19 protein-coding genes and 2 pseudogenes are annotated in these 19629 nt (G+C 68.0%); 15 read left to right on the forward strand and 6 right to left on the reverse strand.

From position 1 onward, the window contains the following. Nucleotides 1–258: 258 nt before the first annotated feature. Nucleotides 259–777, reverse strand: a complete 519-nt coding sequence (locus AC07NX_RS03435; RefSeq protein ID WP_494639151.1) for a GNAT family N-acetyltransferase — start codon at nucleotides 775–777, stop codon at nucleotides 259–261. Nucleotides 778–929: 152 nt separating this feature from the next. Here AC07NX_RS03435 and secG point away from each other — a divergent pair, with 152 nt between their 5' ends. The 5 genes from secG (at nucleotide 930) to eno (ending at nucleotide 6102) form a co-directional block, all read left to right on the forward strand. Beyond that, the gene (gene secG, locus AC07NX_RS03440; protein WP_494639153.1) at nucleotides 930–1481 is read left to right on the forward strand and encodes a preprotein translocase subunit SecG; all 552 of its coding nucleotides are present in this window, start codon (nucleotides 930–932) and stop codon (nucleotides 1479–1481) included. Between the two features lie 77 nt (nucleotides 1482–1558). Continuing rightward, the gene (gene pyrG, locus AC07NX_RS03445) at nucleotides 1559–3211 is read left to right on the forward strand and encodes a CTP synthase (protein ID WP_494639155.1); all 1653 of its coding nucleotides are present in this window, start codon (nucleotides 1559–1561) and stop codon (nucleotides 3209–3211) included. Between the two features lie 116 nt (nucleotides 3212–3327). Next, nucleotides 3328–3510, forward strand: coding sequence for a 50S ribosomal protein L32 (gene rpmF / locus AC07NX_RS03450; protein WP_007671126.1), 183 nt, complete (start codon nucleotides 3328–3330; stop codon nucleotides 3508–3510). Nucleotides 3511–3680: 170 nt separating this feature from the next. Then, nucleotides 3681–4730: a retroviral-like aspartic protease family protein gene (locus AC07NX_RS03455; RefSeq protein ID WP_494639158.1), complete on the forward strand. Its 1050-nt coding sequence runs from the start codon at nucleotides 3681–3683 to the stop codon at nucleotides 4728–4730. 91 nt (nucleotides 4731–4821) lie between these two features. Continuing rightward, nucleotides 4822–6102 (forward strand): phosphopyruvate hydratase, encoded by a 1281-nt coding sequence (gene eno / locus AC07NX_RS03460; protein ID WP_035074954.1) that lies wholly within the window; start codon nucleotides 4822–4824, stop codon nucleotides 6100–6102. A 71-nt stretch (nucleotides 6103–6173) separates the two neighbouring features. Here the strand turns inward: eno and AC07NX_RS03465 are convergent, their stop codons facing one another. Beyond that, complete coding sequence (locus AC07NX_RS03465; protein WP_494639161.1) at nucleotides 6174–6818, reverse strand: hypothetical protein; 645 nt, start codon at nucleotides 6816–6818, stop codon at nucleotides 6174–6176. A gap of 370 nt (nucleotides 6819–7188) precedes the next feature. Here AC07NX_RS03465 and AC07NX_RS03470 point away from each other — a divergent pair, with 370 nt between their 5' ends. From AC07NX_RS03470 to lpdA, 8 genes and pseudogenes are all read left to right on the forward strand, one after another. Beyond that, on the forward strand, nucleotides 7189–7485 hold the full coding sequence (locus AC07NX_RS03470) for an FtsB family cell division protein (protein WP_035074961.1): 297 nt from the start codon (nucleotides 7189–7191) through the stop codon (nucleotides 7483–7485). Nucleotides 7486–7647: 162 nt separating this feature from the next. Further along, nucleotides 7648–8679, forward strand: a complete 1032-nt coding sequence (gene pdhA / locus AC07NX_RS03475; RefSeq protein ID WP_035074964.1) for a pyruvate dehydrogenase (acetyl-transferring) E1 component subunit alpha — start codon at nucleotides 7648–7650, stop codon at nucleotides 8677–8679. Further along, complete coding sequence (locus AC07NX_RS03480) at nucleotides 8676–10043, forward strand: pyruvate dehydrogenase complex E1 component subunit beta (RefSeq protein ID WP_494639164.1); 1368 nt, start codon at nucleotides 8676–8678, stop codon at nucleotides 10041–10043. Before pdhA ends, AC07NX_RS03480 begins: the two co-directional genes overlap by 4 nt. Nucleotides 10044–10098: 55 nt before the next feature. Further along, nucleotides 10099–10383: pseudogene (locus tag AC07NX_RS03485) on the forward strand (GFA family protein); the annotation flags it as partial. 69 nt (nucleotides 10384–10452) lie between these two features. Further along, nucleotides 10453–10536, forward strand: a pseudogene (locus tag AC07NX_RS03490) (aldehyde-activating protein); the annotation flags it as partial. A gap of 12 nt (nucleotides 10537–10548) precedes the next feature. After that, nucleotides 10549–11850 (forward strand): pyruvate dehydrogenase complex dihydrolipoamide acetyltransferase, encoded by a 1302-nt coding sequence (locus tag AC07NX_RS03495; RefSeq protein WP_494639166.1) that lies wholly within the window; start codon nucleotides 10549–10551, stop codon nucleotides 11848–11850. Between the two features lie 34 nt (nucleotides 11851–11884). Next, nucleotides 11885–12361 (forward strand): glutathione peroxidase, encoded by a 477-nt coding sequence (locus AC07NX_RS03500; RefSeq protein ID WP_494639168.1) that lies wholly within the window; start codon nucleotides 11885–11887, stop codon nucleotides 12359–12361. A 79-nt stretch (nucleotides 12362–12440) separates the two neighbouring features. Then, a complete protein-coding gene (gene lpdA / locus AC07NX_RS03505; RefSeq protein ID WP_494639170.1) occupies nucleotides 12441–13841 on the forward strand; it encodes a dihydrolipoyl dehydrogenase in 1401 nt (466 codons plus the stop codon). A gap of 180 nt (nucleotides 13842–14021) precedes the next feature. Here the strand turns inward: lpdA and AC07NX_RS03510 are convergent, their stop codons facing one another. From AC07NX_RS03510 to AC07NX_RS03520, 3 genes are all read right to left on the reverse strand, one after another. Beyond that, the gene (locus AC07NX_RS03510; protein WP_494639172.1) at nucleotides 14022–14417 is read right to left on the reverse strand and encodes a DoxX family protein; all 396 of its coding nucleotides are present in this window, start codon (nucleotides 14415–14417) and stop codon (nucleotides 14022–14024) included. 26 nt (nucleotides 14418–14443) lie between these two features. After that, nucleotides 14444–15997, reverse strand: coding sequence for an AMP-binding protein (locus tag AC07NX_RS03515; protein ID WP_494639174.1), 1554 nt, complete (start codon nucleotides 15995–15997; stop codon nucleotides 14444–14446). Nucleotides 15998–16140: 143 nt separating this feature from the next. Next, complete coding sequence (locus AC07NX_RS03520; RefSeq protein ID WP_494639176.1) at nucleotides 16141–17196, reverse strand: alpha/beta fold hydrolase; 1056 nt, start codon at nucleotides 17194–17196, stop codon at nucleotides 16141–16143. A gap of 83 nt (nucleotides 17197–17279) precedes the next feature. Between AC07NX_RS03520 and lipA the strand changes: the two genes are divergently transcribed. Beyond that, the gene (lipA, locus tag AC07NX_RS03525) at nucleotides 17280–18290 is read left to right on the forward strand and encodes a lipoyl synthase (protein WP_494639177.1); all 1011 of its coding nucleotides are present in this window, start codon (nucleotides 17280–17282) and stop codon (nucleotides 18288–18290) included. Between the two features lie 5 nt (nucleotides 18291–18295). Then, nucleotides 18296–18748 (forward strand): type II toxin-antitoxin system RatA family toxin, encoded by a 453-nt coding sequence (locus tag AC07NX_RS03530; protein ID WP_035074992.1) that lies wholly within the window; start codon nucleotides 18296–18298, stop codon nucleotides 18746–18748. On the opposite strand, the gene AC07NX_RS03535 is transcribed toward AC07NX_RS03530, so the two are convergent. Further along, entirely contained in the window at nucleotides 18745–19563 is an 819-nt protein-coding gene (locus tag AC07NX_RS03535; protein ID WP_494639179.1) for an enoyl-CoA hydratase/isomerase, read from the reverse strand. The genes AC07NX_RS03530 and AC07NX_RS03535 overlap by 4 nt on opposite strands. Nucleotides 19564–19629: the final 66 nt, after the last annotated feature.

Genomic DNA, 19629 nt, shown 5'->3' on the forward strand with positions numbered 1-19629 from the left:
AGCGATCTGGGCTTCGTCGAAACGGTAATAGTCAAAACACTCCGGACGATGTCCGGCGCTCCGCGACCCTTTCCATCCACTCAGCGAGCCGTCGCGTGAGATTACACCCACTTGCCCCCACCTGGCGGCTTCGCCGCCTGTCCGCCCCCAGAGGGGGCGGAGCCGAGGCTCTTCCCTCTCTGGGGGAAGACGACCGCGAAGCGGTCCGTAGGGGGCAAGCGGGCGGGCCCCGGGGGACTATGGAGACCAGCCCCGCCCCTAGAACAGCAACCCATAAAGCCGGCAGTCGCGGCGCTCGCCGTCCCGGTCCACATGGCCCTTCAGATAGCCTTCCTCTTCGAAGCCCAGCTTCCGCAGCACGTTCTCGGCCCGGGCGTCGCCCACGTGGGTGCGGGCGATCATCCGCTTGAGGCCCAGCGACGAGGCGCAGTGGGCCAGCAGGGCGGCGGCGGCCTCGGTGGCGTAGCCCTGACCCCAGCCGTCGCGGGCGATGATGAAGCCCAGCTCGCCGCGGTGATGGCGCCAATCCAGGTCGACCAGCTCGCAATAGCCCAGGAAGCGCCCGGCCTGGACATGGCGGATCGCCCAGTACAGCGCCCGGCGTTCCTCCATCTCGGCCACCTGGGCGGCGACCGTGGCCTCGACCTCGTCCGGATCCTCGATGGGGTCGCGGTCCCAGTGGGCCATCACCTCCGGATCGCTCAGGAACGGGTAGAGGAGGGGCGCGTCCTCGACGGTCAGGGGGGCCAGGCTGAGGCGTTCGGTCTCGAGGATCATGCGCGAGAATGGACCCGATATGGACTGCAGGACGGGCTTGAGTGCGGCCGGTTCATCCCCAGCTATGGCGCGGGCTCGTCGCAAGTGATAGAGGGGCCGCTTCGTTTTTCGCGGCGGAAGCGTCCGTCGCCCGGACCGAGATCGATTTAGACATGCTCATCGGCGTCCTGCTGACCATCAATATCATCGTTTGCGTCGCGCTGATCGGCGTGGTGCTGATGCAGCGCTCCGAAGGCGGCGCCCTGGGCATGGGCGGTGGCGGCGGCGGTTTCATGACCGCGCGCGGCGCCGGCGACCTCCTGACCCGCACCACGTGGATCCTGTTCTCGATCTTCCTGGTCATCAGCCTGGCCCTGACCATCCTGACCGGCCGCATGGGCGCCGGCAACTCGGTCGTCGATCGCCTGAAGCTGGACGGCCTGGACAGCAAGACCCTGAACGCCGCGCCGCTGCCGGCCGGCCCGACCGCGCCGGCCCCGACCACCTCGGCGCCGGCCACGACCGCGCCGTCGACCGCCGCCCCGGCCGCGATCGAGGCCCCGACCCCGACGATCAGCGCCCCGACCCCGGCCGTCTCGGCGCCCAAGCCGGCCGCTCCGGCCGCCAAGGCGCCGGCCAAGGCCGAGGCGAAGGCGCCCGTCGTCGCCGCGCCGGTCCCGGTGATCAACGCCCCGGCTCCGGCCGAGCAGCAGCCGGCCCAATAGGGGCCGGCGACATTTTACTGTTGATGAACGCCGGTCTTTTCCCCGGCGACGTCGAATCACGGCTAATCTGATCGCCCATGACCCGGTACATCTTCATCACCGGCGGCGTGGTTTCCTCCTTGGGAAAAGGCCTCGCCTCCGCGGCGCTCGGAGCGCTCCTGCAGGCTCGCGGCTACAAGGTTCGCCTTCGTAAGCTCGACCCCTATCTCAACGTCGATCCGGGCACGATGAGCCCGTATCAGCACGGCGAGGTCTTCGTCACCGACGACGGGGCCGAGACCGACCTCGACCTCGGCCACTACGAGCGCTTCACCGGCGTGTCGGCGACCAAGGCCGACAACATCACCACCGGCCAGATCTACAAGACGATCATCGAGAAGGAGCGCCGCGGCGACTATCTGGGCGCGACCGTCCAGGTGATTCCGCACGTCACCAACGAGATCAAGGACTTCGTCCTGTCGCCGGCCATGGACGAGACCGGCGAGAAGCCGGTCGACTTCGTGCTGGTCGAGATCGGCGGCACGGTGGGCGACATCGAAGGCCTGCCGTTCTTCGAGGCCATCCGCCAGCTGCGCCAGGACCTGCCGCGCGGCCAGAGCTGCTACGTGCACCTGACCCTGCTGCCGTTCATCAAGACGGCCGGCGAGATGAAGACCAAGCCGACCCAGCACTCGGTCAAGGAACTGCGCTCGATCGGCATCCAGCCGGACATCCTGCTGTGCCGCTGCGAGCAGGACATCCCGGTCGAGGAAAAGCGCAAGATCGCCCAGTTCTGCAACGTGCGCCCCAGCGCCGTGATCCAGGCGATGGACTCTTCGTCGATCTATGCGGTGCCGATCGACTATCACAAGGAAGGCCTGGACGCCGAGGTGCTGGACGTGTTCGGCATGGGCGACGCGCCCAAGCCGGACCTGTCGCGCTGGGAGGCCATCGACCAGACCGTCAACCACCCGGACGGCGAAGTGACCATCGCCGTGGTCGGCAAGTACACGGTCCTGAAGGACGCCTACAAGTCGCTGATCGAGGCCCTGCACCACGGCGGCCTGGCCAACAAGGTCAAGGTCAATCTGGACTGGGTCGAGAGCGAGACCTTCGAGGGCGACGAGGGCGCGGCCGCGGCCCGCCTCGAGAACGCCCACGCCATCATGGTGCCCGGCGGCTTCGGCGAGCGGGGGGCCGAGGGCAAGATCCGCGCCGCCCAGTTCGCCCGCGAACGCAAGGTGCCTTACTTCGGCATCTGCTTCGGCATGCAGATGGCGGTCATCGAGACCCTGCGCAACGTGGCCGGCATCACTGACGCCTCGTCCAGCGAGTTCGGGCCCACCGAGCGTCCGGTGGTCGGCATCATGACCGAGTGGATCAAGGGCAACGAGACCGTCCAGCGGCGCAGCAACGACGACCTGGGCGGCACCATGCGCCTGGGGGCCTACGAGGCCGTGCTGACCGCCGGTTCGAAGGTCGCCGGGATCTACGGGACCACCGACATCAGCGAGCGCCACCGCCATCGCTACGAGGTCAATATCGGCTACGCCCACCTGATGGAGGACGCCGGCCTGAAGCTGACCGGCCGCTCGCCCAACGGCGTACTGCCCGAGATCGTCGAGCGCGAGGACCATCCGTGGTTCATCGGGGTGCAATATCACCCCGAGCTGAAGAGCCGTCCGTTCGCCCCGCACCCGCTGTTCGCCAGCTTCATCGCGGCGGCGAAAGAGCAGGGGCGGCTGGTCTAACAAGCGCGGTTGCATCTCCGAAGAGATTCGGGCATAAGCGCGCCCTCACGCGGCGGCCTGGGCATTGCCCGAGTCGCCGCTTCCGATTTTCACGCTCAGCGAGCAGAGTCACTTCGATGGCCGTTCCTAAAAGAAAAACTTCGCCTTCTCGCCGGAACATGCGCCGGTCGCACCACGCCCTGGGCGCCAATTCCTTCGTCGAGGACAAGGACTCGGGCGAACTGCGCCGTCCGCACCACGTCGACCTGAAGACCGGCCTGTACAACGGCAAGCAGATCCTGACGCCGAAGGAAGACTAGTCCTTTGGTCCGCTCCGTCCTGACGGAGCGACAAGACGAAGCCTGAAAGGCGGCGGTCTCCGGACCGCCGCCTTTTCGTTGTTCCGCGCGGCTCCCACGCTTGTCCGAACACGGATTTCGACAATGCCGTCGAAAGAACCGTGTTATCCTGGCGGCAGGGAGATTGACCCATGCTCACACGCCGGAATCTAACGGCGGGACTGGGATTGTCGCTGATGGCCGAGCAGGCCTGGGCTCGATCCGCGACGCCCGCGCTTCGGCTGCAACCGACCTCACTGCAACCGACCTCGCTACAGACGGCGCCCACCGCGCCGGTTCCGGCCGCGCCACCGCCCGGCGCGCTTGCGCCCACCGGGGCCGAGCCTCCGGCGGTCTTTCTCGACACGGCGCTGGACGCGATCGACCGGATGACGGTCGAAGTCTTCATCAACGAGCAGGGACCCTTCAACTTCGTCGTCGATACCGGCGCGGACCGCAGCGCGTTGTCGACGACGGTGGCGGAGCGTCTGGGTCTGGAGCGCGGTCCCGACGTGATGCTGCACGGCGTGGGCGGCTCGGCCCTGACCCCCACGGCCAAGGTGCCGCTGATGGTGGCGGGCGATTCGCGGATGAAGAACGCCGAACTGCCGGTGCTCACACCCGAGCGGCTGGGCGTGGACGGCCTGCTGGGCGTCGACATGCTGGACGACCGCAACGTCATCATGGACTTCCGGCGCAAGCGGCTGGAGATCCGTCGCAGCAGCGCCCTGTCGGCCGCCTATCCCGGCGTTCGCGAGGTCTCGGTGATCGCCGACGCCCGGTTCGGCCGGCTGGCGGTCGCCAACGCCCGGGTCAGCGGCGTGCGCTGCGTGGCCTTCATCGACTCCGGCTCCGGCGCCAGCATGGGCAACATGGCCCTGGCCCAGGCCATCAAGCTGCGGGTGCGCCGCAAGCCCGAGCCCGCCATGGCCGTCCGGCTGATCGGCGTGGCGGGCGAGGCGACCGTGGGTGAACTGCGCATCGTCCGCTCGATCGAGCTGGGCGCCCTGCGGATGACCAACCTGCCGCTGGTGCTGGCCGACCTGCACATCTTCGACATCTGGAATCTCAACAGCCGGCCCGCCGTGCTGCTGGGCGTCGACGTGCTGAAGATGTTCGCGCGGGTCGAACTGGACTTCGGTTCCGACCGGGTGAAGTTCCGCCTGGGCAAGGGCTGGACGCCGCCCATCCTGCAAGCGTAGCGCCCAACGCTCGGCCGATGTCCGGTCGGCGCCGGTTGCGGTTCGCGGCCCGCGCCGCTAAGGGGAAGCGCCTTTTGAAAGGGGAGCTCCCATGACCGAGATCGTCGACATCATCGCCCGCGAAATCCTGGACAGCCGCGGCAATCCGACGGTCGAGGTCGACGTCGTCCTGGAAGACGGCGCCTTTGGTCGCGCCGCTGTCCCGTCGGGCGCCTCGACCGGGGCGCACGAAGCGGTCGAAAAGCGCGACGGCGACAAGTCGCGCTACGGTGGCAAGGGCGTCAAGGCGGCGGTGGAGGCCGTCAATGGCGAGCTGTTCGACGCGCTGTCTGGCGTCGACGCCGAAGACCAGCGCCGCATCGACAACCTGATGATCGAACTGGACGGCACGCCCAACAAGAGCCGCCTGGGCGCCAACGCCATCCTCGGCGTGTCGCTGGCCACGGCCAAGGCCGCCGCCGAGTCGGCCGGCCTGCCGCTCTACAAATATGTCGGCGGGGTCTCGGCCCGCGTCCTGCCCGTGCCGATGATGAACATCATCAACGGCGGCGCCCACGCCGACAATCCGATCGACATCCAGGAGTTCATGATCCTGCCGACCGGCGCCCCGACCTTCGCCGAGGCCCTGCGGATGGGCGCGGAGATCTTCCACGGCCTGAAGAAGGCCCTGAAGGACGCCGGCCACAACACCAATGTCGGCGACGAAGGCGGCTTCGCCCCGAACCTCGGCTCGGCCGAAGACGCCCTGGCCTTCATCGTCAAGGCGGGCGAGGCGGCCGGCTACAAGTCGGGCGAGGACTTCGTCCTGGGCCTGGACGTGGCCGCCACCGAGTTCTTCAAGAACGGCAAGTACGAGCTGGAAGGCGAGGGCAAGAGCCTGGATCCGGCCCAGATGGTCGACTACCTGGCCAACCTGGCCGGCAAGTTCCCGATCCTGTCGATCGAGGACGGCATGTCGGAAGACGACTTCGAAGGCTGGAAGCTGCTGACCGACACCCTGGGCAAGAAGGTTCAACTGGTCGGCGACGATCTCTTCGTCACCAACCCCAAGCGCCTGCAGATCGGCCTCGACAAGGGCCTGGCCAACTCGATCCTCATCAAGGTCAACCAGATCGGCACCCTGTCGGAGACCATCGACGCGGTCGATCTGGCTCACCGCAACGCCTATACCAGCGTCATGAGCCACCGTTCGGGCGAGACCGAGGACAGCACGATCGCCGACCTGGCCGTCGCCCTGAACTGCGGTCAGATCAAGACCGGTTCGCTGGCCCGTTCGGACCGGCTGGCCAAGTACAACCAGCTGCTGCGTATCGAGGAAGCCCTCGACGACCAGGCCGTCTATGCCGGCCGCGCGGTGCTCAAGGGGCGCTAAGCGACCCATCGGTCTCATGTCTCGTCGCCCCGGTCAGGACGACGAGACATGACCGTGCTGGTCTCGCGGCGCTACCGCGCGGTCCTGGGGAGGGTGTTCTCCGCCAACCGGCCCTGGGCGCGCACCTCGTCCAGCGACAGATCGGCCTTCTTGACGACATAGGCCGTGGCGGCGACGTAGCGCTGATAGGACTGGATATCGGCGGCGTTGTCGGCGGTGATGCTCGTGCCGAGGCCTCCGAATACGCCCCTATCCAGATAGACGCCGCCAGCGGGACGGACAGGCTGGCCGGGCAGGGGGACCTCGCCCATCACCAGGTCGCCGAGCTTGCCGCTGCGGGCGCGCCAGCCATGGCCGTCCACCTGTTCCAGACGCTCGGGGGCGTAGACCAGGGTCAGCAACATGATCTGCATGGTCAGGCTGGCGGCCTTGTCGGCCTTGGCGTTGGATTCGCTTTCCGCGCGGCCAAGTCCCAGCCCGAACGTCATCCAGCGGCCGGAATCCTCCCACAGCGTGGCGAAGGCCTCCTTGTCGAGCGGCACCCGCAGCCCGTCTCCGAAGTCCATCTTGGGCGGTTCGCCCTTGATAATGGTCGGCTCGGGGCCGTCTCCGGCGACGGAGCGTTCGCGCCGCGGCCTGGCCGCGCCGCCATAGGCCAGGGCGGGCGTCACGCCAGCGCCGGCGAGAGACAGGATGAAAGCGCGACGTCCAAACATGTAATCCCCCCATTTTTGTTACCGCTAACCTACAGCGCCGACGGCGATTTTCAAAGCCCGCGTGGCGCCCGAAACCGGCGATTCGGGGCAGCCCTCATCACGGATCGCCCAATCCGCAGGCGCCAGGCGCCACGGTTCGCCCACAATTTTTCTAAAAGCGAATCTGGCTCTGCATCGCACCGCCGCAGAAAACGCCGCCAAACGACCGTTCAGATGCTGCGACGCGGTATCTAGATGCCCTTGAAACCATCTCAAATGAAAGCGTTAGGGAACTGCTTTCAAGCTCTTGCCGCCACCCCGCAGAACCCCCCGTTTAGTAAGGCGTTAAGCATGATCGGGCAGGGTAAACTTCCCCTCCTGGGAATCGCTGATGTTCGCCCGACTGCAACCCTTCCTGCCGACCGCAGCGCTTCTCCTGCTGATCACCTACTTCGTGTTTCACGCCCTGACGGGCGAGCGCGGCCTGTTGTCGACGTCGCAGCGCAACGCAGATCTCGCCGCCAAGACGCTGGAGTTGAAGAAGATCCGCGCCGAAAGGATGGACCTGGAGGCCCGTGCTCGTCTATTACGCAGCGGCAGTTTGTCGGCGGACCTCCTGGAAGAACGCGCGCGTTCGCTCCTGGGATACGCCGATCCCAGGGACTATGTGATCCGCACCCCGCGCTGAGCGTTTGGTGGGAGAACCGGTCCTCGGCTCTGCCGGCGGATCAGGCGCGCCTGGCCCGTTTCGGGTTTGACAAAGGACCCCCATCTACGCGGAACCGAAGGTTCATTCGGTCGGTGGGCGTCCAGGAGTAGGCCGCGATGAAGATTGGCCAGGGAGAGTTGAATGGCGCGTACGCGCAAGGGTGAAGCCCCGGCGGGGAAGGCTGACGCCACCGGTGTCAACGCCTTCGTCGGCAAGGACGAGCTTCTGAAATTCTACCAGGACATGCTGCTGATCCGCCGCTTCGAGGAGCGGGCCGGCCAGCTGTACGGCATGGGCCTGATCGGCGGCTTCTGCCACCTGTACATCGGTCAGGAAGCGATCGCGGTCGGCATGCAGTCGATCAAGGTCAAGGGCGACCAGATCATCACCGGCTACCGCGACCACGGCCACATGCTGGCCGCGGGCATGGACCCGAACGAGGTCATGGCCGAGCTGACCGGTCGCGCGGGCGGCTCGTCGCGCGGCAAGGGCGGCTCGATGCACATGTTCGACGTCGAGACCGGCTTCTACGGCGGCCATGGCATCGTCGGCGCCCAGGTGTCGCTCGGCACTGGCCTGGCGCTGAACAACCACTATCGCGGCAACGGCAACGTCGCCTTCGCCTATTTCGGCGACGGCGCGGCCAACCAGGGCCAGGTCTACGAAAGCTTCAACATGGCCCAGCTGTGGAAGCTGCCGGTCGTGTACGTGATCGAGAACAACCAGTACGCCATGGGCACCAGCGTCGAGCGTTCGGCGTCGGAGACCGCCTTCCACAAACGCGGCACTTCGTTCCGGATCCCGGGCGAGGAAGTCGACGGCATGGACGTGATCGCCGTGGCCGAGGCCGGGGCCCGCGCCGCCGAGCACGCTCGCAGCGGCCAGGGCCCGTTCATCCTCGAGATGAAGACCTATCGCTATCGCGGCCACTCGATGTCCGACCCGGCCAAGTACCGCACCAAGGATGAGGTCGACAACGTTAAGCAGACCCGCGACCCGATCGACCATCTGAAGGAGCGCCTGGCCAAGGCCGGCGTCACCGAGGACGACCTCAAGGTCGTCGACGCCGAGGTCAAGCGCGTCGTGGCCGAGGCGGCCGAGTTCGCCCGCACCAGCCCCGAGCCCGATCCTTCCGAACTCTACACCGACGTATACCTGGAGGCCGCCCAGTGACGGACATCCTGATGCCCGCCCTGTCCCCGACGATGGAAGAGGGGACCCTGGCCAAGTGGCTGGTCAAGGAAGGCGACACCGTCAAGGCCGGCGACGTGATCGCCGAGATCGAGACCGACAAGGCGACGATGGAAGTCGAAGCCGTCGACGAGGGCGTGATCGAGAGCATTGTCGTGCCCGCCGGGTCCGAGAACGTGAAGGTCAACACCCTGATCGCCAAGCTGAAGGGCGAGGGCGAGGCGGCTTCGCCGGCGCCCGCCGCCGCTCCAGCCGTCGCCGAAGCCGCGCCGGCCCCCGCGCCGGTCGCTGCCGCGGCTCCGGCCGGCGGCCCGATCTCGGCCGCCTCGACCTTCGCCGATCCGGAAATCCCGGAAGGCACGCCGCTGAAGAAGATCACGGTCCGCGACGCCCTGCGCGACGCCATGGCCGAGGAGATGCGCCGCGACGACCGCGTGTTCCTGATGGGCGAGGAAGTCGCTCAGTATCAGGGCGCCTACAAGGTCAGCCGTGACCTGCTGCAGGAGTTCGGCGACAAGCGCGTGATCGACACGCCGATCACCGAGCACGGCTTCGCCGGCCTCGGCGTCGGCGCGGCCATGGCCGGCCTGAAGCCGATCGTCGAGTTCATGACCTGGAACTTCGCCATGCAGGCGATCGACCAGATCATCAACTCGGCCGCCAAGACGCTCTACATGTCGGGCGGCCAGATCAAGTCGTCGATCGTGTTCCGCGGCCCCAACGGCGCGGCCTCGCGGGTCGGCGCCCAGCACAGCCAGGACTACGCGGCCTGGTACGGCAACGTCCCCGGCCTGAAGGTCGTCGCGCCCTACGACGCGGCCGACGCCAAGGGCCTGATGAAGGCCGCCATCCGCGACCCGAACCCGATCGTCTTCCTCGAACACGAGATGATGTACGGCCACGAGTTCGACATCCCCGACGTCGAGGACTGGGTCGTGCCGATCGGCAAGGCCAAGGTTCGTCGCCAGGGCTCGGACGTCACCCTGGTGGCCTACAGCCGCATGGTGGGCTTCGCCCTGCAGGCGGCCGAGGAACTGGCCAAGGAAGGCATTTCGGCCGAGGTCATCGACCTGCGCACGATCCGCCCGATGGACCACGACACGATCCTGGAAAGCGTCAAGAAGACCAACCGCCTGGTGACCGTCGAGGAAGGCTGGGGCCCGATGGGCGTCGGCGCCGAGATCGTCGCCCGGATCACCGAGTTCGGCTTCGACTATCTGGACGCCCCGCCGCTGCGGGTGCACCAGGAGGACGTGCCGCTGCCCTATGCGGCCAACCTGGAAGCCCTGTCGCTGCCGTCGGTCCCCAAGATCGTCAAGGCGGCCAAGACGGTCTGCTACCGGTGATCATCCGGCCCGTTCACCTAGGCCCTGGCCTGTGTGAACGGGCGCGGAGGCCGTCATGACCCAGACCCTCAACGGCTCCTGCCACTGCGGCGCGGTGCACGTGCAGCTCGACCCCGGCAAGCCGGTGGCCGAGCTGGCCTTGCGGGCCTGCCAGTGCTCCTTTTGCCGCCGCCAGGGATCGCGGACCACCAGCGACCCGGGCAGCCGCCTGCACATCACCGCCGCCCCGGGATCGCTGACGCGCTACCGGTTCGGGCGGCGGGCGGTGGATTTCCTGATCTGCCGGGAATGCGCCGTCTACGTGGCGGCGATGATCGAGGACGAGGGCCAGGCCTACGCCACCCTCAACGTCGTGGGGACCGACCTGCCGGGTTTCGCCGATCGCGAGCCCGAACGGCTGGACTATCACGACGAAACGGACGAACAACGCCTTGCCCGTCGCAAGGCCAAATGGACGCCGACCACTTTGGTCGAAGCCGTCCCGAACGCTTGAGGAAGAAGCTCAATGTCGATCGACATCCTGATGCCCGCCCTGTCACCCACCATGGAGGAGGGGACCCTCGCCAAGTGGCACGTCAAGGTCGGCGACACCGTCAAGGCCGGCGACGTGATCGCCGAGATCGAGACCGACAAGGCGACGATGGAGGTCGAAGCCGTCGATGAAGGCGTGGTCGAGGCCATCCTGGTCGAGGCCGGGACCGAGAACGTCAAGGTCAACGCCCTGATCGCCAAGCTGGCCGGCGAGGGCGAAAGCCCGGCCCCGCCGCCCGCCAAGGCCGCGCCCGCCGCTGAAGCGCCCAAGGCCGCTCCGGCGCCCGCCGCGCCCGTCCAGGCCGCCGGCGAGACCGCCGCCCCGGCCAAGCCCGCGCCTGCTGCCGCCCCCACGGGTGATCGCGTGTTCGCCTCGCCGCTGGCCCGCCGCCTGGCCTCGGCCGCGAACCTGGACCTCAAGTCGATCGCCGGCACCGGTCCGCACGGCCGCGTGGTCAAGGCCGACGTCGAAGCCGCCCAGAAGGGCGGCGCGCCCGCCGCCAAGGCCGCTCCGGCCCCCGCCAGCGCTCCGGCCGCCGCCGAGCCGCGCAAGGTGCTGTCGCTGGAGCAGATGGGCATCCCCGCCGGCTCCTACGACCTCGTGCCGCTGGACGGCATGCGCAAGACGATCGCGCGCCGCCTGACCGACAGCTTCCGCGACGTGCCGCACTTCCCGCTGACGATCGATCTGGAGATCGACGCCCTGCTGGCCGCGCGCGCCAAGATCAACCACCTGCTGGAAGGCCAGGGCGTGAAGGTGTCGGTCAACGACATCATCATCAAGGCCGTGGCCGTGGCGCTCAAGCGCGTGCCGGAGGCCAACGCCTCCTACACGCCGGAAGGCATCGCGATGCACAAGCACGCCGATATCGCCGTGGCCGTGGCCATCGACGGCGGCCTGATCACCCCGATCGTCCGCGCCGCCGAGACCAAGGGCCTGGCCCAGATCTCGGCCGAGGTGAAGGACCTGGCGGCCCGCGCCAAGGCCAAGAAGCTGAAGCCCGAGGAATTCCAGGGCGGCACCTTCTCGGTTTCGAACCTGGGCATGTTCGGCATCAAGGCCTTCGCCTCCATCATCAACGAGCCGCAGGGCGCGATCATGAGCGTGGGGGCCGGCGAGCAGCGTCCGGTGGTCAAGGACGGCCAGCTGGCCGTGGCCACGGTGATGACCGTCACCCTGACCTGCGACCACCGCGTGGTCGACGGCGCGATCGGGGCCAAGTTCCTGGCCGCCTTCAAGCCGCTGATCGAAGAGCCGCTGACTCTGATCGTCTAATCGCCGGATCGTTTGCTCGAACGGGAGGGCAGGAATGTCCGTCTACGACTATTCCGCCAAGACGCTGGACGGCCAGGACACGAGCCTGGCCGACTATCGCGGCCAGGTGCTGCTGATCGTCAACACGGCCAGCAAGTGCGGCTTCACCCCGCAATACGAGGGGCTGGAGACGTTGTACCGGGACTACAAGGACAAGGGCTTCACGGTCCTGGCCTTCCCCTGCAACCAGTTCGGGGCCCAGGAGCCCGGGAACGCCGAAGAGATCGCCAGCTTCTGCTCGCTGACCTACGACGTGACCTTCCCGGTCCTGGCCAAGATCGACGTCAACGGCCCCTCGGCCCATCCGCTCTACGCCTATCTCAAGCACGAGCAGAAGGGGTTGCTGGGCACCGAGGCGATCAAGTGGAATTTCACCAAGTTCCTGATCGGCCGCGACGGCGAGGTGGTCGAACGTTTCGCTCCCACCACCAAGCCTGAAGACCTGAAGCAGGCCGTCGAGGCGCTGCTGTAACTCCCGGATCGGTTTGCAGATCGATCGACCGACGCCCGCCGGCTCCCCCCGAAGGCGTCAAACCTAGGGTAAGAAGACCATGTCCACGGAATTCGACGTCGTCGTCATCGGGGCCGGCCCCGGCGGTTATGTGGCCGCGATCCGCGCCAGCCAGCTGGGCCTGAAGACGGCGATCATCGAGCGCGAGAACCTCGGCGGCATCTGTCTCAACTGGGGCTGCATCCCGACCAAGGCGCTGCTGAAGTCCGGCGAGATCTACGAGCAGCTGTCGCACCTCTCCGGCTACGGCCTGTCGGTCGAGAAGGCTTCGTTCGACTTCGGCAAGATCATCGACCGCTCGCGCGGCGTGGCCAAGACCATGTCCTCGGGCATCGCCTTCCTGATGAAGAAGCACAAGATCGAGGTGGTCGAGGGCGAAGCCAAGCTCGAGAAGGGCAGCCCGTCGCCCAAGGTGGTCGTGGCCCTGAAGGCCGGCGGCAGCCGCACCATCCAGGCCAAGAACGTCATCCTGGCCAGCGGCGCCCGGGCTCGCGACATCCCGGCCATCGGCGCGGTCTCGGACGGCGACAAGATCTGGACCTATCGCGACGCCCTGGCTCCCAAGGCCATGCCCAAGTCGCTGGTCGTCATCGGTTCCGGCGCCATCGGCATCGAGTTCGCCAGCTTCTATCGCGCCCTGGGCGCGGAGGTGACCGTGGTCGAGGCCGTCGACCGCATCATGCCGGTCGAGGACGCCGAGGTGTCCAAGGCCGCCCAGAAGGCCTTCGAGAAGCGTGGCATCACCTTCCGCATCGGCGCCAAGGTGACCAAGGTCGAGAAGACCAAGGACGGCGTCTCGGTGGCCGTCGAGGTCGGCGGCAAGGCCGAGACCCTGACCGCCGAGAAGTGCATCGTCGCCGTCGGCATCGCGCCGAACACCGAAGGCCTGGACGCCATCGGCCTGAACATGGACCGCGGCCACGTCGTCACCGGCAAGCACGGCGAGACCAATGTGCCCGGCCTCTACGCCATCGGCGACGCCGCTGGCCCGCCCTGGCTGGCCCACAAGGCCAGCCACGAGGGCATCCATGCCGCCGAGCACATCGCCGGCTTCAAGACCCCGCACGTCAACTCCCCGATCCCGGGCTGCACCTACGCCAGCCCGCAGGTCGCTTCGGTCGGCATGACCGAGGCCGCGGCCAAGGCCGCCGGCATCGAGGTCAAGGCCGGCCGCTTCCCGTTCCGCGTCAACGGCAAGGCCGTGGCCGCCGGCGAGATCGAGGGCTTCGTCAAGACGGTGTTCGACGGCAAGACCGGCGCCCTGATCGGCGCCCACATGATCGGCCACGAGGTCACCGAGATGATCCAGGGCTTCGTCACGGCGATCACGCTCGAAGCCACCGAAGAAGACCTGCACGGCATCGTCTACGCCCACCCGACCATGTCGGAGGCCATGCACGAAGCCGCGCTCGACGCCTATGGACGGGTGCTGCACATCTAGGAACCGGGTCCTTCTCCCCTTGTGGGAAAAGGTGGCCTCGCGGAGCGAGGTCGGATGAGGGGGCTCTCAAAAGCCAAACGCCGCGCCCGGATTTGATGCTGGGCGCGGCGTTTTCGTTCTTCAACCCCTCATCCGTCGGCTTCGCCGACACCTTCTCCCGCAAGGGGAGAAGGGAGGATATTACGGCCGCTTGCGCAGCTGGGCGTCCACGCTCCATTCGCCCGGTCCGGCGAAGACCAGATAGAGGAAGACGAAGCAGAACAGGATCGCCGCCTCGCCGCCGTTCAGGGCGGGCCAGAAGCCCTGCGAGAAGTGGGCCAGGAAATAGGCCACGGCCATCTGGCCCGACAGGACGAAGGCCACCGGGCGCGTGAACAGCCCCAGCACCAGCAGCGCCCCGCCGACGATCTCCAGCCAGGCGGCGGCCACCAGCATCGGCGGCAGCGGGTCCGGCGCGCCGGGCTGCGGCCCGGGGAAGTGGAAGACCTTCATCAGGCCGTGTTCCATGAACAGCAGGGCGGCGATGATCCGCAGCAGGCTGAGCACCCGCGGCGCCCACAAGGTCAGTCGTTCCATGTCGCTCTTCCCTCAGCTGTTGTCGGTCACGCCGCCCTGGCGTCCTGGTCGGCCATCCGCTGGATGGCGACATAGTCGGTCTTGCCGCTGCCCAGAACGGGCACCTGCGTCACCTTGAGGATCTTGCGCGGCACGGCCAGTTCCGGCGCGCCGATGCTCTGGGCGTGGGCCACCAGCGAGGTGACGGCGGCGTTCTGGCAATCGGTGACCAGGACCAGCTTCTCGCCCTTCTTCTTGTCGGGCATCGAGATCACGGCGTGCCGGCCGTCGGGCCACACGGCCGAGGCCAGGTCTTCGGCGGCGGTCAGGGAGACCATCTCGCCGCCGATCTTGGCGAAGCGCTTCACCCGGCCCTTGATGGTGATCCAAAGGTCGTCCGTGACGGTGACGACGTCGCCGGTGTCGTGCCAGCCGCCCTCGGGGGCGTCGACGCCGCCGTCCTCGCGCAGATAGCCCGACATGATGTTGGGGCCGCGCACCAGCAGGCGGCCGCCCTCGGGGATGCCTTCGACCGGCTCGACCTTCCACTCCTGGCCGGGCAGCAGGCCGCCCACGGTGCCGCGGCGATTGTCGTCGGGCTTGTTGACCGCGATCACCGGCGAGGCCTCGGTCGCACCGTAGCCTTCCAGCACCGGCACGTTCCCGAACTTTTCGCTGATGAGGTTGTGGGTCTCTTCCCGAACCTTTTCAGCGCCGCAGACGATGAATTTCAGGCCGGAAAGCTCGTCGCTGTCGGAGGCGCGGGCGTACTGGTTGACGAAGGTGTCGGTGGCCAGCAGCACCGAAGCGCCGGTGTCCTTCAGCAGCGCCGGGATCTGCTTGGTGTGCAGCGGCGAGGGGTACTGGAACGCCTTCATGCCGGTCAGCATCGGCAGGATCACCCCGCCGGTCAGGCCGAAACAGTGGAACACCGGCAGGGGATTGAAGAACACCCAGGTAGGATCCAGGTCGATGAAGGCGGCGATCTGCATCGCGTTGGAGACGAGGTTGGCCTGGCTCAGCACGACACCGCGCGGCGCGCCGAAACTGCCCGAGGTGAACAGCACCACGCCCGGATCCGACGGCTTGGCGTGGGCGCGAAGCCGACGCGGAAAGGCGCCGGCCACGGCGGCGAACAGCTTGTCGCCGATGCCGATCGTGCTCCGCACGTCCTCGAGATAGGTGATCGTCGCCTTGGCCTCGAGGGCGTCGACGATGTCGTGCAGCTTGCCCAGCTCGATGAACTTGTGGGCGGTCAGCACGCGCTTGACCCCGGCCAGCTCGCACGCGGCGCGCAGGTTGCGCAGGCCGGCCGTGAAGTTGAGCATGGTCGGCACCCGGCCGAAGGCGTGCAGGGCGAAGAAGGTCACCACCGCGGCCGATCCGGACGGCAGCAGGATCCCCACATGTTCGCCCGGCTGGGTCATGGCCGCGATCTTGCGGCCCAGCGCGAAGCTGGCGCGCACCAGGTCGGTGTAGCTGAGCGGATTGCGGTCCTGGTCTTCCAGGATCTGCTTCTTGGCGCCGTACTTGTCGCGGGCGTCGAGCAGGGCGTCGAAGAGGGCCTTCTGGCCATCCTGCGCATTGAAAACTACCGGCATGCCGGCGAAACCTCCCGGAAGCGCGATGTCGCGCCCTCGTCTGATTGAAGCGGGACCCTAGCGACGGCGCATCGCTTTGCAAACACTCGTTACGCGCGCGGAAGCGCACCGGTCCTTCTAAAATGCGCTCGACCCCTTGTCGTTCAAGGGGCGGCGGCCGGAGGGGCGGAACCCGTCCGCAGCGCGTCGTCGATCGCCTTCAGCCAGGGAACCCGCACCGGATCCGTCTCCAGGTGCAAGGCGTGGCGCGCCGTGGCGTAGCGCGTCTCGACGCAACGGGGCAGGGCGGCGCAGACCGCGCTCTGGGGCCCGGGCAGGGCTTTGACATCCTGGCCGGCGTCCAGCATCACAACGGGCGTGTCCACGCGCTCCAGGTCGCGGCCGGTCGCATCCACCGCGTCGTAGAAGGCCGCGTACCAGGCCAGGCTGGGCGCGCCCATGCGCAGGTCGGGGTTGGCCAGCCGCCAGGCCTGCTGCACGGCTCCGCGCGCCGGGTCGTGGGTCAGCTTGGCGGCGACGCCGTCCGGTCCCTCGCGCTTCCAGCCGGCCTGGCCCGGATAGCGGATGAAACCCAGCTTCAGGCCCCGGGTCCAGCGCGCCAGGCGGATCAGGTCCTTCCTGGGGCGCGGCGGGTCGGCGATGTCGAAATTGGGCGAGGAGAGGATCAGCGTATCGGCCCGCAGCCCTTCCTCCAGCGCCCGCAGCGCGACCAGGCCGCCGTCGCCGGCCCCCAGGACCACGAAGGGATCCTGGCCGCCCGGACGGATCACGGCCTTGACCATCGCGCGGGTCGCCGTGACGTCGGGCGCGAAGCTGGTGGCGTGGCCCAGGTCCCGCCACGGCGTGGCCCGCTCCGACCCGCCCTGGCCCTGGCGCTCCAGGATCCAGACGACATAGTCCCGGGCGTTGAGATCGCGGGCCGTCTCGAACCAGGCCTCGGCCGACTCGCCATAGGCCGGAAGGATCAGGATCTGCCCCCTCGGCGCGCCAGGGGGCGCGGAGACGCCGTAGCGCTGCACCAGGTCGTCGCCGACCTTCACATAGCCCCAGGCCCAGCCCGCCGGCGGCTGGAAGCGGACATCGAGGGACGGGGGCGTGCGGCTTTCGGCGAAGGGCGCGCGGACGCCCTCGTCGCCGCAGGAGACAAGGCACGGGGCCAGGAGCAGAATCCAGGCGAGAACGGGGAGGCGGCGACGCATTCCGGGCACTCATTTCGCGCCTTTGCGTCACATGCAAGAACGCATGCTTGATCCGGAGGCCAAGAAGGCCGATCTAGGCCGTCATGGTCACCCTGATCGACACGCTGAACGCCCGTGCGCCCGAGGCCCGCTCTTCTGAAGACCGCGCCGTCCGCCACCCCGAAAAGCAGAACCGCCCCGACACGCCGGTCCTGCGCAAGCCCGAATGGCTGCGCGTTCGCGCGCCCGGCTCGCCCGGCTACAATCAGACCCGGGAGATCGTCCGCGACCACAAGCTGACCACCGTCTGCGAGGAAGCGGCCTGCCCGAACATCGGCGAGTGCTGGAGCCAGAAGCACGCCACCATGATGATCATGGGCGAGATCTGCACCCGGGCCTGCGCCTTCTGCAACGTGACCACCGGCCTGCCCAACGCCCTGGACGCCGACGAGCCGCGCCGCGTGGCCGAGGCCGTCGCCAAGATGGGCCTCAAGCACGTGGTCATCACCTCGGTCGACCGCGACGACCTAGCCGACGGCGGAGCGCACCACTTCGCCGAGGTGGTGCTGGCCATCCGCGCCGCCGCCCCGGGCACGACCATCGAAATCCTGACCCCCGACTTCCTGCGCAAGGACCGGGCCGAGAACGTGGTCATCGACGCCCGTCCGGACGTCTTCAACCACAATCTGGAGACCGTGCCGCGGCTCTATCTGAAGATCCGCCCCGGCGCCCGCTACTACCACTCCCTGCGCCTGCTCGAGCGGGTCAAGGAGCGGGACCCGACCCAGTTCACCAAGTCCGGCCTGATGGTCGGCCTGGGCGAGACCAAGGAAGAGGTCATGCAGGTGATGGACGACATGCGCAGCGCCGGCGTCGACTTCATCACCATCGGCCAGTACCTGCAGCCCACCCGCAAGCACGCGGCCATCGACCGCTTCGTGACGCCGGACGAGTTCAAGGCCTATGAGGCCATCGCCCGGGCCAAGGGCTTCCTGATGGTCTCGGCCAGCCCGCTGACCCGCTCATCGCACCATGCCGGCGAGGACTTCGCCAAGCTGCAGGCCGCGCGCCGGGCGCTGGACGCCCGATCTTCAGGCGTCAAGACGGCGGGCTAGGGCGCTTGCACCGCCATGTCGTCACGCGGGTGCTGCCCTATGCGCCCGAACAGCTCTTCGCGCTGGTCGGGGACGTCGAGGCCTATCCGCAGTTCGTGCCCTGGATCACGGCCATGCGGACCTGGAACGGCCGGGCCGACGCCCAGGTCTCGACCGTGGACGCCGAGGCCCAGGTCGGGTTCTCGTTCCTGCGCGAGAAGTTCGCCACCCGGGTCCGGCGCGACGCGGCGGCCCTGACGGTGGACGTCAGCCTGCTGTACGGTCCGTTCAAGCGCCTGTCGAACCAGTGGCGCTTCCTGCCGCACGAGGCGGGAACGACCGTGGAATTCGTCATCGACTTCGCGTTCAAGTCGAAGATCCTCGACGCCATGCTGGCCGCCAATCTCGACCGGGCGGCCAACACCTTGATCGGCTGCTTCGAGGACCGCGCCCGGGCGATCTACGGGGCGAAACCCTAGGATCCCCTGAAGGCGGCTGGACGCTTCTGCAGGAAGGCGCTGACGCCCTCGATGAAGTCGTCGGTCTTGCCGGCCGCCCGCTGGGCCTGGCGCTCTGCATGGAGTTGCTCCTCCCAATCGGCGTCGAGGCTGTTCCAGACCAGCTCGCGGATGGTCGAGAGCGCGGCTGGCCCCCTGGCCAGGTCCTGGGCGATCGCCGTGGCGGTCGCCATCAGCTCGGCGTCGGGGACGCAGCGATTGATCAGGCCCCAGGACAGCGCCGTGGCCGCCGGGATCTTGTCGCCCAGCAGCATCATCTCCATGGCCCTGGCCTTGCCGACCAGGCGCGGCAGCAGATAGGTCGCGCCGCCGTCGGGCACCAGGCCAATGCGGCGGAAGGCCTGCAGGAAATAGGCGCTCTGGGCGGCCACCACGATGTCGCCCAGCAGGGCGATCGAGCAGCCGATGCCGGCGGCCGGCCCGTTGATCGCCGTGACGATCGGCAGGGGGAAGCCGCGCAGCAGGCTGACCAGCGGGTTGTAGGTGCTTTCCAGGGCCGAGCCCGCGTCGGGCTTGCCGTCGATATCGGTTTCACGATCGGCCGCCGCGCCTGCCGACAGGCTGGCGCCCGAACAGAAGCCGCGGCCTTCACCGGTCAGGATCACGGCGCGCGTCTCGGCCTCGCCGCCTTCCATCCTATTGGCCGCGATCGAGCCGAAGGCGTGGGCCAGCTCGCGGGCCATGTCCAGGCCGGCGGCGTTCAGGGTGGCGGGATCGGCCAAAGTGATGACGGCCAGGCCGTCGGCGGCCTCGAGCCGGATCTTCTCGTAGGTCATGGCGTCCTCCCAAGGCGTCGTCGCGCGCCTTGAGTCTAGGCGCGGCTAACCTTGGGGAACGCCAGG

The organism is Caulobacter sp. GW821-FHT09A05, assembly GCF_059418465.1.

Excerpts from the sequence above, each read along its gene's own strand:
- AC07NX_RS03435 (WP_494639151.1), bottom strand. The coding sequence starts at position 777 with ATGATCCTCGAGACCGAACGCCTCAGCCTGGCCCCCCTGACCGTCGAG.
- secG (WP_494639153.1), top strand. The coding sequence starts at position 930 with ATGCTCATCGGCGTCCTGCTGACCATCAATATCATCGTTTGCGTCGCG.
- pyrG (WP_494639155.1), top strand. The coding sequence starts at position 1,559 with ATGACCCGGTACATCTTCATCACCGGCGGCGTGGTTTCCTCCTTGGGA.
- rpmF (WP_007671126.1), top strand. The coding sequence starts at position 3,328 with ATGGCCGTTCCTAAAAGAAAAACTTCGCCTTCTCGCCGGAACATGCGC.
- AC07NX_RS03455 (WP_494639158.1), top strand. The coding sequence starts at position 3,681 with ATGCTCACACGCCGGAATCTAACGGCGGGACTGGGATTGTCGCTGATG.
- eno (WP_035074954.1), top strand. The coding sequence starts at position 4,822 with ATGACCGAGATCGTCGACATCATCGCCCGCGAAATCCTGGACAGCCGC.
- AC07NX_RS03465 (WP_494639161.1), bottom strand. The coding sequence starts at position 6,818 with ATGTTTGGACGTCGCGCTTTCATCCTGTCTCTCGCCGGCGCTGGCGTG.
- AC07NX_RS03470 (WP_035074961.1), top strand. The coding sequence starts at position 7,189 with ATGTTCGCCCGACTGCAACCCTTCCTGCCGACCGCAGCGCTTCTCCTG.
- pdhA (WP_035074964.1), top strand. The coding sequence starts at position 7,648 with ATGGCGCGTACGCGCAAGGGTGAAGCCCCGGCGGGGAAGGCTGACGCC.
- AC07NX_RS03495 (WP_494639166.1), top strand. The coding sequence starts at position 10,549 with ATGTCGATCGACATCCTGATGCCCGCCCTGTCACCCACCATGGAGGAG.
- AC07NX_RS03500 (WP_494639168.1), top strand. The coding sequence starts at position 11,885 with ATGTCCGTCTACGACTATTCCGCCAAGACGCTGGACGGCCAGGACACG.
- lpdA (WP_494639170.1), top strand. The coding sequence starts at position 12,441 with ATGTCCACGGAATTCGACGTCGTCGTCATCGGGGCCGGCCCCGGCGGT.
- AC07NX_RS03510 (WP_494639172.1), bottom strand. The coding sequence starts at position 14,417 with ATGGAACGACTGACCTTGTGGGCGCCGCGGGTGCTCAGCCTGCTGCGG.
- AC07NX_RS03515 (WP_494639174.1), bottom strand. The coding sequence starts at position 15,997 with ATGCCGGTAGTTTTCAATGCGCAGGATGGCCAGAAGGCCCTCTTCGAC.
- AC07NX_RS03520 (WP_494639176.1), bottom strand. The coding sequence starts at position 17,196 with ATGCGTCGCCGCCTCCCCGTTCTCGCCTGGATTCTGCTCCTGGCCCCG.
- lipA (WP_494639177.1), top strand. The coding sequence starts at position 17,280 with ATGGTCACCCTGATCGACACGCTGAACGCCCGTGCGCCCGAGGCCCGC.
- AC07NX_RS03535 (WP_494639179.1), bottom strand. The coding sequence starts at position 19,563 with ATGACCTACGAGAAGATCCGGCTCGAGGCCGCCGACGGCCTGGCCGTC.